The organism is Leisingera sp. XS_AS12 (assembly GCF_041224635.1).
Lineage (GTDB): Bacteria > Pseudomonadota > Alphaproteobacteria > Rhodobacterales > Rhodobacteraceae > Leisingera.
The window spans coordinates 18,754-31,272 of the sequence record NZ_JBGFGM010000094.1 but is presented as its reverse complement, the minus strand read 5'-3'; the positions used below and the strand labels follow the sequence as shown (position 1 = coordinate 31,272).

The 12,519-nt window shown below is 61.8% G+C and carries 11 protein-coding genes; 7 read left to right on the top strand and 4 right to left on the bottom strand.

The window, feature by feature from the left end:
• Window positions 1-8 precede the first annotated feature (8 nt).
• Window positions 9-347: a hypothetical protein gene (locus AB9K35_RS10450; RefSeq protein ID WP_369925897.1), complete on the top strand. Its 339-nt coding sequence runs from the start codon at window positions 9-11 to the stop codon at window positions 345-347.
• Here AB9K35_RS10450 and AB9K35_RS10445 read toward each other — a convergent pair.
• Entirely contained in the window at window positions 342-1,577 is a 1,236-nt protein-coding gene (locus AB9K35_RS10445) for an AraC family transcriptional regulator ligand-binding domain-containing protein (protein WP_369925895.1), read from the bottom strand. The two genes, AB9K35_RS10450 and AB9K35_RS10445, sit on opposite strands and share 6 nt — an antisense overlap.
• Before the next feature lie 95 nt (window positions 1,578-1,672).
• Here AB9K35_RS10445 and AB9K35_RS10440 point away from each other — a divergent pair, with 95 nt between their 5' ends.
• On the top strand, window positions 1,673-2,509 hold the full coding sequence (locus AB9K35_RS10440) for a 2-dehydro-3-deoxygalactonokinase (protein WP_369925893.1): 837 nt from the start codon (window positions 1,673-1,675) through the stop codon (window positions 2,507-2,509).
• A gap of 25 nt (window positions 2,510-2,534) precedes the next feature.
• On the opposite strand, the gene AB9K35_RS10435 is transcribed toward AB9K35_RS10440, so the two are convergent.
• Both AB9K35_RS10435 and AB9K35_RS10430 read right to left on the bottom strand, forming a co-directional pair.
• A complete protein-coding gene (locus tag AB9K35_RS10435) occupies window positions 2,535-3,350 on the bottom strand; it encodes a TIGR03084 family metal-binding protein (protein ID WP_369925891.1) in 816 nt (271 codons plus the stop codon).
• 89 nt (window positions 3,351-3,439) lie between these two features.
• The gene (locus AB9K35_RS10430; protein WP_369925889.1) at window positions 3,440-4,453 is read right to left on the bottom strand and encodes a hypothetical protein; all 1,014 of its coding nucleotides are present in this window, start codon (window positions 4,451-4,453) and stop codon (window positions 3,440-3,442) included.
• A gap of 331 nt (window positions 4,454-4,784) precedes the next feature.
• Here AB9K35_RS10430 and AB9K35_RS10425 point away from each other — a divergent pair, with 331 nt between their 5' ends.
• Window positions 4,785-6,071: a hypothetical protein gene (locus tag AB9K35_RS10425; RefSeq protein WP_369925888.1), complete on the top strand. Its 1,287-nt coding sequence runs from the start codon at window positions 4,785-4,787 to the stop codon at window positions 6,069-6,071.
• Between the two features lie 92 nt (window positions 6,072-6,163).
• Here AB9K35_RS10425 and AB9K35_RS10420 read toward each other — a convergent pair whose 3' ends face one another.
• Complete coding sequence (locus tag AB9K35_RS10420) at window positions 6,164-7,291, bottom strand: class I SAM-dependent RNA methyltransferase (protein WP_369925886.1); 1,128 nt, start codon at window positions 7,289-7,291, stop codon at window positions 6,164-6,166.
• A gap of 275 nt (window positions 7,292-7,566) precedes the next feature.
• On the opposite strand from AB9K35_RS10420, the gene AB9K35_RS10415 reads away from it, so the two are divergent.
• The 4 genes from AB9K35_RS10415 to AB9K35_RS10400 all read left to right on the top strand — a co-directional run bounded on the left by AB9K35_RS10415 (window position 7,567) and on the right by AB9K35_RS10400 (window position 12,508).
• Window positions 7,567-9,300 carry an ABC transporter substrate-binding protein gene (locus AB9K35_RS10415; RefSeq protein WP_369925884.1) on the top strand — a complete coding sequence of 578 codons (1,734 nt, stop codon included), beginning with the start codon at window positions 7,567-7,569 and terminating at the stop codon, window positions 9,298-9,300.
• A 166-nt stretch (window positions 9,301-9,466) separates the two neighbouring features.
• Complete coding sequence (locus tag AB9K35_RS10410; RefSeq protein WP_369925882.1) at window positions 9,467-10,531, top strand: ABC transporter ATP-binding protein; 1,065 nt, start codon at window positions 9,467-9,469, stop codon at window positions 10,529-10,531.
• A 7-nt stretch (window positions 10,532-10,538) separates the two neighbouring features.
• Window positions 10,539-11,645 (top strand): ABC transporter ATP-binding protein, encoded by a 1,107-nt coding sequence (locus tag AB9K35_RS10405; RefSeq protein ID WP_369925880.1) that lies wholly within the window; start codon window positions 10,539-10,541, stop codon window positions 11,643-11,645.
• Window positions 11,645-12,508 carry a carbohydrate ABC transporter permease gene (locus tag AB9K35_RS10400; protein WP_222455411.1) on the top strand — a complete coding sequence of 288 codons (864 nt, stop codon included), beginning with the start codon at window positions 11,645-11,647 and terminating at the stop codon, window positions 12,506-12,508. Before AB9K35_RS10405 ends, AB9K35_RS10400 begins: the two co-directional genes overlap by 1 nt.
• Window positions 12,509-12,519: the final 11 nt, after the last annotated feature.

Here is a 12,519-nt window from a genome sequence, read left to right as displayed (position 1 = left end):
CCTCGAACATGCAGCTGTTCACTCTTATCGCCGGTCACCTGGATCTTGGGATCCGCTTCGGCACCTCAGGTATTCTTAGTTCCATGAGGGCGCGCCCCCACGCGCCCGCATCTCTTCTGTCCCCTCCGGCACCCGGCCGGAGCGCCACCTTTCAGCGGCTCACCTTATTTAAATCAATTTTAGGAAACTTCTTGCAAATTGCGACCTTTAACCATGAATTCGACATCTACAGCCAAAAACCACACTTCGCCGGGAAACAATCCCGCCATCTGCGCTGCAATTGTTTTGCGCGCCTTGATGGCCGCGACCAAGAATCGCGAGGAATGGTGCTATTTTTCCTGTCATGAGGTTTTCTCCGCGCGGAAGTTGCCCGGGCTTTGGCCTGTCCACCGACGAAAGGCATCGCTGAAACTGCTAAGTCCGGAGTACCCCAGCAAAAAGGCAACCTCGCCAAGTGAGAGCTGGCTTTCCGTCAGGTAACGGCGCGCCAGCATCTCCCGCATGTTCTCCAGAACCGAGAAGTAACTGGTTCCCGACTGCGACAGCTTGCGGGACAGTGTGCGCGAGCTCATGCCAAGATCCGCCGCGATGACCGCCAGGGATACCGGGCCCGCAGGTAGCCTTGCAGAAATCGCCTCCTCGACCTGTGCGACAAGGCTCTTGCCGGACGGGGCGTGTTGGCCAAGGAGCAAATCACCATAGTCCGTGAGCAGCCGCAACAGTACCGGATCACCGCCCACCAGGGGCAGATAGAGGTCGTCGAGGCCGAACACGGCGCAACTTGCGCTGCTGCCGAAGCGGATGGGGCAGCCCAGCGCCGCTTCCATTTCGACCACGCCGTCGCAGCGCTGATGGGAAAACTCCACCTGTTTCGGCAGCACGCAACCGTCACTGGCCCGAAACAACCCGCGTAGGAACAACACTGCGAGGAATTCGGAATATTGCCGGGCCCTATGCGCAGCACCCGCCTTGCAACTCCAGTCCAGTTGCCCTTCATTTTCCAAGGCACATGTATCCAGATCCCAACTGTCGCTGAGCAGCGGCGCGTATTGCGCCAGATCCTGAAGGAATTCGCTGGGTGTCGATGTCGAACGGCAAATGTAGCCCAGAAGCCCTGCCTGCCGCAGGTCGCAGCTCTGTGCCAGATGCACCCCGAACAGATCGTCTCCGCTCAGCTTTTCGGCATGGTCAAAGAAACCCGCGATCCGTGCCGTTGTGGCAAGCGGCTTTTGCTGATCGAGCAAAACCTGCCCGAAACCGGTACCCCCAAAGACATCAGAAGGCGCGTTTCCCAAGGCCAGCAGACGTCGGGCCGCGACCTGAGCAAAGCTTGCATCGTGCAAAACAGCTTGGGTTTTCATAACTTCATACCCTCCTGTCACGAAACGCTGGGGCGGGACCGACCGGTCCGGTTTCAGGCGACACCACGTCGCAAAGTTTAAGTGTCTTTTAAGAAAATACCGCGGATCTGCCCGAGCTGTCGCCCCTTGCATCGGGATGACGGAACCACGCTTCAGGCTATCCCACCTATCCGTTTGGTCAGGTAAGGCGGCAGCAGGACAAGGCAAGTCAAGCAAGCCAACTGCACGTCGCCGGGCTGGAACCCGCCCTTGCCTGCCCTTGAAATTGGCGCGATAAGCGCTTCGCCCCAAGCCGAGGAGATTGACCAGCCATGACAGCTTCGTGCAGCCACATCGTCACCAATCTGGATGGGAATAAGTTGCAGGTTTGGCGTATCGCCGACGACGGCACGTCAGCTTCAGAGCTGGTGGCACTGGCCGACAGCAGTGCAGCAAGCCTTGCCGCCGCGCTGCGCAACGCGATGGGCGACTCTGCAGTTCCGGTGCTTTTGGCAGGCAGCACGCTGGTCCCGCCGGTAGCGGTCCCGGGCAAACCATCAGACCTGCGACCGAAAGAGATCGAGCTGGAGGGGCTGACGGTGCACGCGCTACCGGGCCTTTGCCAAAATGCGCCGGCGGGGGTGATCCTTGGCGCGACCGCGCGAATTGAAGGGTTCTTGCGTCTGAACCCGAATTGGGACGGCGTAATTTGCCTGCCGGGCCCGGTAAACCACTGGGTGCATGTCAGTGCCCGCGAAGTGGTCAGCTTTCAATGCGCCTTGACTTGGCCCCTGGTACAAAGTCTGGCTGACACCATGCGTCTGGACAGCACTGGCCCCTTTGACCGGTCTGCCTTGACGCAGTCTGCGGCGGACAGTCTGGCAAAACCGGAAACGCTGGCGGCACGGCTGGCCTCGGTGCAGGCCGAAGCGGTGCTCGGGCAGACCAGCAAGGAAGTTCTTCTGGGCCAATTGTTGGGCACATTGATCGGCGCCGAGTTGGCCGCCGCGCGCCCCTATTGGCTGGGACAGAACCTGGCCCTGATCGCCGAGCCCTTGCTGCAGTCTCCCTACGCGGCGGTTCTGGAGGCACAAGCCCTCCCTGTGACCCTCGCCGATCCGGATCGCATGTGCTTGGAAGGGTTGAAGCGCGCTTGGGATGATCGCTGACTGCGAGCCCGCGCAAGGCTATCGCCTATCGCACTGACACCCGGAACCGAGTCCCCGGCTCCGGCGGATCCTCCGGCGGACCGGCGAAACATTGGGCGATCCGCATCCAGGTTGTTGCAGGCTCTCCACGGACGCGCAGATCCGTATCCGCCACGTTGCGCACCTGGGTCGTCACTTGTGCGAACTCTACCGCGGAGCCAGCAATCGTGGACGTTGCGGCGCTCCCATCCGAAGGCGCATTCCAGTCCCAAATTGCGCCGGACGGAGCGTTCAACCGCACATGGGGTGGCGGCTCTGGTACCGACAGGCCGCGATTGCGAAAACTCCAGCCAAAGGTAACCACCCCCAGATGCACGATGTTGCGGAGGCGGTCACTTTCGCGCCGCACGAGCCCTAGGTGGTCGAACACCTCTTGGCCATGCGCCCAGGTTTCCATCTGACGCGCCGTGACAGAGCTGAGCGCGCTCATATCCGGGCCAATCCATTTCAACCGTTGCTTTGGATCAGCTGTGGCAAACGCATCCGCGCAGTCTTCCGCCCCCTTTTGCCAGACCTCAAGCAAGGCACGGCCGGACAGCCCGTCCAGCCAGGGAAACTGGCACTCCAGAATGGACTTTCCAGCCTGCATGTCACGCTGCACCGGGGCAATGAAAGATGAAAACGCATCCGCCCCACGCAGGGCTGCTTCGGCAGCTGCATTGAACAAATGCAAATGCCCCAGAACATGGTCTATGGTCCACCCCTTGAACTGGGTTGGCTCATGGAAGGCCGCTTCGGGCAGATCCGCCAGGATGTTCGCCAGTTCGCGGCTCTCCGTCCGAAAATCCTCTGCCTGCTGCATCCCGGCTCCCCTTGTTGCCCGTCCCGCTGAGCATAGCGACCTGAAGCCCGGAGCGGAAAGTCGAACCCAACGTCAAAACAGCCGGGCCATCAGCCCTCGGCCATGGCCCGGAAGGCCCGGCTGGCCGCTTCGAAATTGCGGCTCAGAGGGGCCGTCAGACGACATTGGGCCGAGAAGTAAGCCCCGGTCCGGCAGAGCTGTGCCGCAAACGCCGGGTGCACCCCGGCATCATCCAGGCGACGCACCCGCTCCTGGCTGAGCCACCCGCGTTTCCTGACCTCCTTCTGGATCAGTTGCAGGCGCTGGACGCAATGCAAGGCGGTATAGGCTGACAGGTATTCCAGGTAGTCGGCAATGTCGTGGCCACAGCCTGGGTCGAAGGTGTCGATCATGATGTCAGCCATCTTGTCCGGCGCGATGGGCCAGGTCTCATCTCCGATCAACCAGGCAAAATCCTCGGCGCCGTGGCGCAATCCCGCGTACTCGAAATCGAACCAGCGCACGAAGCCATCCGCACCGATCGCCGCGTTGCCCGCGCGACAGTCCCACTTGAGAAACTGGACCCCGGCACGCTCGACGAAACTGGCGACGGCCGAGACATCAAAGCTATCGGGAACGCCCATTGAATAGGGTTCCAACGCATCGACTGATCCGACGAAATTGGCAATCCAATCGCGATTGGCGCCGAGATGCGGCAGCATTTCGTGCAGCGTCGTCTTCCGGGCCGCGGCCTGAATACGGAAAATCGCCGCACAGGCCTCCGCCGCAAGCTCCAGCTGGTCTTCGGGATCATGTTCAATGATCTCCGTGCTCAGCCGGGTTTCACCGGTATCGGATTGAAACAGCACATCGTCATGTACCTTCAGAACGCGCGGAATATCGTCGCAATGGGGGGCCAACTGCTCCAGCACATAAGCCTCGAGATGTGTGCGCCGAAAGTTTGCCCGCAGGGTCGCGATTACCGTTCGATCCGGATAGTGCAGCCGCATCGAGGAGCGGGACTTTCCGCCCGGCGTGGAAATCTTCTGAGGTTCGGCCCCCAATACCGCGCGTGCGGCCTCGGCAATATAGGCCAAGCGTTCATCAAATTTTCCGTCTGCCATGCCCTGCTCTCTTTCTGCGCCAGAAAACTTGTTCTGCGGTGTTTTCCCCGGGAACGCGGTAGCAAATAAAAAACAAAGAAGGCGATATTCCGAAGAATTCTTGGCGCAATCCGGTTCAGACCCGCTGATTCCGCCGTTTCAGGTGACTGCAAACAGGAAACAAAGCACCCTCCAGGCCAAACTTGTTTCCAAGACATCTTTGAATTGCAAAAATTTGGCGGGAATTTTTCGAAAAACTGCCGCTTGCTCGCCATTTCCATTAATTCCCTGTCGGGGCGGACCCACTGGAATTGAGCGGTTCGACCACGTTTGTTTATTTTTGGGAGCATACATGGGCTGGGGATTTACGCGATGGAGCGGCAAGCAAGCTTGCGGCGGTGACAGTTACCACAACGGCGGCGTACAGGGCGGAGACTTTGGCCGCTGGTACGACAGCAACCTGTCTGACCGCTTTGCCTGGAAAGGCAAAGCGCACAAGAAATGGTGGGATCAGGACCGGCATGACTACGCGGGTTCTGGTGGTACGACGGGGACCGCCGACAGCCGCGACGGTGACGGCACCGGGCGCGGTGGAGACAAGAAGAACTGGTGGTGGGAGCGCCACGCTGACGGCAGCGATGGCACGGGTGGCTCTGATGGTACGGGTGGCTCCGGCGGTACGGGTGTCTCAGGCGGCACGGGCGGTTCCGGCGGCACAGGCGGCTCCGGCGGTACGGGTGGCTCCGGCGGTACGGGTGGCGCCGGCGGCACGGGTGGTTCCGGCGGCACGGGCGGTTCCGGCGGTACGGGCGGCTCCGGCGGCACAGGCGGCTTCGGCGGTACGGGTGGCTCCGGCGGCACGGGTGGCTCCGGCGGTACGGGTGGCTCCTGTGGTACAGGCGGTTCCAGTGGTACGGGTGGCTCCGACACCCCAACTGAACCGGGCAAACAGACCGTCTCTTTCGAAATCGGCGGCGACGGTGATCCCAGCGTCACGGTTGAGGTTCAACAAACCACCGAGGGCCATCTGTTCATCAAGATGAAACCCACCAGCTGGGAAAGCGAAGTCGCCGACATCGACGGGCTGTTCTTCAACTTCACGGATGACGCGGTGATGGACGACCTCCACTTCTATCCGGATGAAAACGCGCTGCCCGTCACCGGACACGAGGCCAATGCCAATTCGGTCAACGCGCTGTCCGACGGCACGACTGTCCCGGACACCTTCGACGCGATGGTCCAATTCGGGCAGACACCTGACAGCACGGACGGCGCGGTGCATGACGCCAGCTTCACGCTGTGGTCCGGCCAGCCGCTGTCGCTGGAGGATATCGACCTCAGCAGCATGTCGCTGGTGATCAGCAACCCGGATGGCAGCCAGCAGGTTCTGGAAGGTGGCTACGACCCGGCGGTTGCGGCCAGTAGCAGCGACACTTATGCAAACGGCGGTGTCACCGGAGAGGGGTTGAGCAACTGGTACGATGCCAATCTGGCGGACCTCTTCCCCGGCAGCCAGGACGGCGCGACCGACGGGCCGAACACGGACGATATCCTGGCCCTGATGAACCAGCCTGTGGGCGGGACAATGCCCGGTGGCGGCACCGAGGGCAGCGAGGTTCTGCTCGAGGATATCGTCTGATCCGGTAATGTCGGCAGATCAGACAACCAAAGGGCGCCAATGGCGCCCTTTTTCGTCTCTTGCAACGTGCTCTTTTCAGGACCGTCCGCCGCTCAAGGCAACGGATCTGTCTTGTAGAGACGTATTTTGAGCCCGCCATGGGCAACCGGCGGCCCGAATGGCAGAAATGGCAACTGGGTTGCTTTGGCGAGGGCCGTGTCGGAGGTGACGATACCCACCCGCCAGCCGGAGAACCGTTCTTTCAGGACCTGCCCCAACGCGCCATACAAGGCGAACAGAAGTTTCTTGTTGCCGATCCGCGCTCCATAAGGCGGGTTCACGATGACCAGCCCCGGTGGGCCAGCCGGGCGCTGCAAATCGCTGACCGCGGCCTGAAGGAACCGGGTGTTTTCGGCAACTCCCGCCCGTTCGGCATTGGCGGCAGCCATCTCGACAGCGCCCGCGTTGCGGTCGGAGCCCTGAAATACCTGATCCACAGCCCGGGCGACCCCCTGCTGCTTCATGTTTTCCCAAGAGGCGGGGTCGAAGCTCACAAGCTGCTCGAACGCAAAATGGCGATTGCGTCCCGGCAGCATCCCGGCGGCAATTTCGGCCGCTTCGATCACGAAGGTCCCGGAGCCGCACATCGGATCGACCACCGGCTCACTGCCCGTGTAGCCACATTCGCGCAGGAACAGAGCCGCTAGGTTCTCCCGCATGGGAGCCTTTCCGACCGCCGATTTATGGCCGCGCTTGTGCAGCCCTTCTCCCGATGTGTCGACGCTGAACACGCAAAGATTGTCTTCGATCCGCAGCTTGACGGTCAGCGCCGCCTCCGCTGCGTCCCTGGTGATCGGCGCGCCCAGGGTTTCGGCAATGGCCTTTTCCACTCTCTGTGCAGCCGCACCGGCGTGGTAGATCTTGGATTTGCGATTGGTCGCAACCTCCACCCGCACCGGCACATCCGCACGCAGCACCTCACCCCAGGGGAATTTTCGGGCTCGCTTGTCCAGCTGGGCCAGGTGAAAGGCACGGAACTCACCGATCCGTGCCAGCACCCGCGCTGCACCGCGCAAGGAAAGATTGGCCCGCCAGACCTCACTCCAGCCGCCCTGCACCGTCACCCCCCCGGGCACCGCCTTGGGCGCGGCAAACCCCAGCTCCCTAGCCTCGTCCAGCAAGGCCTGTTCCAGCCCTGGCGCAACGGTCAGGAAAATTTCGAAAGTTTCGTCGTTTCTCATGCCGCCTCCTTAGCGGCAAAGACATGGCACGGCGACTGTTTTCTGCGCAGGCGCTCTGTTGCGAAATGCCCTTGGGTCACCTTGGAAACGCTGCGATGCGGCGAGATCAAGCTGCTTTGCGGCACGACCTTTTGCACAAATAAATCTATTAAAATCAGAGCGCTAAACGTTACTAAAAATTTAGTTTGACAAGATATCTCCAGATATGAAAGCTCTGTTACAGTCAGGTGCAGCCAATGCACAACTGGCCTTAAGTGACTTTCAGGGAGGAAAAGATGCGCAAGTATCTTTTGTCCGCAGCAGCCGTTTGTGCGGTGGTTGCGGGATCGATTGGTTATGCCGATGAAATGGCAGCCAAGAAATGGATTGATGAGGAATTTCAACCTTCGGTATTGACCAAAGATGAACAGCTGGCAGAGATGCAGTGGTTCATCCAGGCCGCCGAACCTTATAAAGGCATGGAAATCAATGTGCTGTCCGAGGGCATTCCCACGCACAGCTATGAATCGGAAGTGCTTGCCAAAGCATTTGAAGAAATCACCGGCATCAAGGTGAACCACCAGATCCTGGGCGAAGGCGAGGTCGTCCAGGCGGTGCAGACGCAAATGCAGACCAAGCGGAATCTCTATGACGCCTACGTCAACGATTCCGACCTGATCGGCACACACTCGCGCCTGCAGCTCGCATACAACCTGACCGACATGATGGAAGGCGATTTCAAGGACGTGACCAACCCCGGTCTCGACCTCGACGACTTCATGGGCACCCAGTTCACCACTGGTCCGGATGGCGACCTGTACCAGTTGCCCGACCAGCAGTTCGCGAACCTCTACTGGTTCCGCAAGGACTGGTTCGACCGCGAAGACCTGCAGGCGGCCTTCAAGGAGAAATACGGCTACGATCTGGGCGTTCCGGTCAACTGGTCCGCGTATGAGGACATCGCCGAGTTCTTCTCTGAAGATGTGAAGGAAATCGACGGCACCGCGATCTATGGCCACATGGATTACGGCAAGCGCGCGCCCGACCTCGGCTGGCGCATGACCGATGCCTGGCTGTCGATGGCAGGTGCCGGCTCGAAAGGTGAGCCGAACGGTGTGCCGATCGACGAATGGGGCATCCGGATGGAGGAAGGCTCCTGTAACCCGGCTGGCGCCAGCGTCACCCGCGGCGGTGCTGCCAACGGCCCGGCTGCGGTCTATGCGATCCGCAAGTGGGACGAATGGCTGCGCAAATATGCACCCCCGGGCGCTGCGTCCTATGACTTCTACCAGTCGCTGCCGGCACTGGCACAGGGCAACGTGGCACAGCAGATCTTCTGGTACACCGCCTTTACCGCCGACATGGTGAAGCCGCGCTCCGAAGGCAACAATACCGTTGACGAGAACGGCAACCCGCTTTGGCGGATGGCACCCAGCCCGCATGGCCCCTACTGGGAAGAAGGCCAGAAGGTTGGCTATCAGGACGTAGGTTCTTGGACCTTCCTGAACTCGACCCCGCTGGATCGCGCTCAGGCTGCCTGGCTCTATGCCCAGTTCGTCGTCTCCAAGACCGTGGACGTGAAGAAGTCCCACGTTGGTCTGACCTTCATCCGCGACTCGACCGTAAACCACGAGAGCTTCACCGAACGCGCGCCCAAACTGGGCGGCCTGGTGGAATTCTACCGGTCCCCGGATCGCACCGCCTGGTCGCCGACCGGCATCAACGTGCCTGACTATCCGAAGCTGGCCCAGATCTGGTGGCAGCAGATCGGTGACGTGAACTCTGGCGCCTTCACGCCGCAGGAAGCGATGGACCGACTGGCCGAAGAAATGGACATCACCATGGCCCGTATGCAGCGCGCAGACGAGCAGGCGAATGTCTACGGCGGCTGCGGCCCCCGCCTGAACGAAGAGAAGGATGCGGAGTGGTGGTTCGCCAACGGCGGCGCCAAGCCGAAGCTGGAGAACGAGAAGCCGCAGGGCAAGACCGTCAACTATGACGAGCTGGTTGCCCGCTGGCAGACCCAGTAACGCCGCTCTCGACGGGATGGCCGGGCGCCTGTCGCCCGGCCATCCCACCCAAGGCTGCGGCGGTTCTCCCCGCTGTCGCAGCCACCTCCCCGCTCTCCCCCACGAAAAGACTGCGCGGCCGCTTTCGGCGCGTGAAACAGGCCTCCTGCCAGAAAGTCAAAGCAAGATGGCACTCGAACTCAAGGGTGTGACCAAGCGCGTCGGCGCGATTCAGCATATCAAGGAAACCTCCCTGGCGCTGGAACCCGGTCACTTCAACGTCCTCCTCGGCGCCACCGGCTCCGGGAAGACCTCTCTCATCAAGCTGATGGCCGGGCTCGACCCGATGGCCAGCGGCCAGGTGCTGATGGACGGCCAGGACGTCAGCCGCCTGAGCACCCAGAAGCGCAACATCAGCCTGGTGCATCAGTTCTTCATCAACTACCCGCACATGACGGTCTACGACAACATCGCCTCGCCTCTGAAGGTGGCGGGCATGGCCAAGTCGGAGATCGAGGGCCGGGTCGAGGAAGCGGCCGCGATCCTGCAGCTGAAGCCGATGTTGCACCGCCGCCCGCACGAGCTGTCCGGCGGCCAGCAGCAGCGCTGCGCGCTGGCCCGCGCGATTGCCAAGGAAAGCCGCGCGGTGTTCCTGGACGAGCCGCTCGCCAACCTCGACTACAAGCTGCGCGAGGAGCTGCGCGACCAGCTGCCCGAGCTTTTTGCGGGCCGCGGCGCGGTGGTTGTTTACGCCACCTCGGAACCTGAAGAGGCGCTGCTGCTGGGCGGCAAGACCGCGCTGATGGCTGACGGCCGCGTGACCCAGTTCGGCCCCACTGCGGAGATCTACCGCAACCCCGGCAATGTCGATGCCGCACGGGTATTCTCCGATCCGCCGATCAACACCGCCGAGATCACCAAGCAGGGCAGCACCGCCCGCATGGGCGCAGGCGTCACCTTTGAGCTGCCCGCCGCCGCCGCGGGGCTTTCTGATGGCACCTACACCATCGCGATCCGCCCGCACCACGTGCTGCCGGTGCCGCACAACGGCGCGCAAGTGCAGCTCTCGGGCCAGGTGCAGGTGACCGAGCTCTCCGGCTCGGAAAGCTCGGCGCATTTCGACATCGGCACCGGCAGCTGGGTCTCGCTCGCCCCCGGCGTGCATCCCTACCGCGTCGGCGAGCTGCACGACTTCTACATGGACCCCGCGCAGGCCTACTTCTTTGCCCCTGACGGCAGCCGCGCGGCGTGAGGCAATAATGGCTAAAATCACTCTCTCAAAGCTGCGTCACAGCTATCTTCCCGCGCCCAAGTCCGACTCGGACTACGCGCTGAAGGAAATCGACCTCGACTGGACCGATGGCGGCGCCTATGCGCTGCTGGGTCCCTCGGGCTGCGGCAAATCCACCCTGCTGAACATCATCTCGGGGCTTCTGGTCCCGTCCGAGGGCCAGATCCTGTTCGACGGCAAGGACGTCACCGCCCTGCCCCCGGACCAGCGCAACATCGCCCAGGTGTTCCAGTTCCCGGTGATCTACGACACGATGAGCGTTTACGACAATCTTGCCTTCCCGCTCAGGAACCGCGGCCGCGACGAGGCGGTCGTGCACGAGCGCGTCATGGCCATTGCCGAAATGCTGGAAGTCACCGGGATGCTGGACCAGAAGGCCGCCGGTCTCAGCCCCGACAACAAGCAGAAGATCTCCATGGGCCGCGGCCTCGTGCGCGAGGATGTGAACGTGGTGATGTTCGACGAGCCGCTCACCGTGATCGACCCGCACCTGAAATGGAAGCTGCGCTCCAAGCTGAAGGAGCTGCACCAGCGGGTGAAGGCGACGATGATCTACGTCACCCACGACCAGACCGAAGCGCTGACCTTCGCCGACCAGGTGGTGGTGATGCAGCTGGGCGAGGTGGTGCAGATCGGCACCCCGGTGGAGCTGTTCGAACGGCCTGCGCATACGTTCGTGGGCCATTTCATCGGCTCGCCCGGCATGAACATCCTGCCCTGCGAACTGCAAGGCGGCACCGCCTATTTCGGCGGCCAGCCGGTGGCGCTGGAAGGTCCGGTACAGGGTGCGGCCCAAGGCAAAACCGAGATCGGCATCCGCCCGGAGTTCGTTACGCTCTCTGACACCGGCCTGCCCGCCACGGTCACCAAGGTCTCTGACATCGGCCGCCACACGGTGGTGGAATGCGAATCCGCAGGCCAGCGCATCAACGCAATCACCGAAGGCGCCGCACCCGCCAAGGGCAGCGCCGTGCATCTCGCCTTCCGTCAGGACATGACCCGGCTCTACGTGGACGGCTGGCTTGCCACCGAACCCGCCGCCGGCACCCCCGCCGCAATCGAAGGAGTGGCATGATGAAAACCGAAAACCAGAAAGCCTGGTTCTTTGTGCTGCCGGTGCTGGCGCTGGTCGCTTTTAACGCGCTGATCCCGATGATGACGGTGGTCAACTACTCGGTGCAGGAGACCTTCGGCGACAACGTGTTCTTCTGGCAAGGATTGGACTGGTTCCAGCAGATCCTTCGCTCCGACCGTTTCCACGCGGCGCTTGGCCGCCAGTTCCTGTTCACCTTCCTGATCCTGATCATCGAGGTGCCCTTGGGCATCGCGATTGCGCTGTCGATGCCGCGCAAGGGCTTCTGGGTGCCGGTGTGCCTCGTGCTGATGGCACTGCCGATGCTGATCCCGTGGAACGTGGTCGGCGCAATGTGGAACATCTTCACCCTGCCCGACATCGGCCTTCTGGGCTATTTCCTGAACCACGTGCTCGGCATCTCCTATGACATGACGCAGGATCCGGTCGCGGCCTGGGTGACCATTGTCACCATGGACGTCTGGCACTGGACCTCGCTGGTGGTGCTCTTGGCCTACGCGGGCCTCGTGTCGATCCCCGACGCCTATTACCAGGCGGCCAAGATCGACGGTGCCACCAACTGGGCGGTGTTCCGCTTCATCCAGCTGCCGAAGATGAAGACGGTGCTTACCATCGCGATCCTTCTGCGCTTCATGGACAGCTTCAACATCTACACCGAGCCCTTCGTGCTCACCGGCGGCGGCCCCGGCAACTCGACCACGCTGCTGTCGATCGACCTTGTGAAGATCGCGCTCGGCCAGTTCGACCTCGGGCCCGCAGCCGCCATGTCGCTCATCTATTTCGCAATCACGCTTCTGGTCAGCTGGCTGTTCTACACGCTGATGACCAAGGACGACCTGAACTAAAGGGAGGGAGA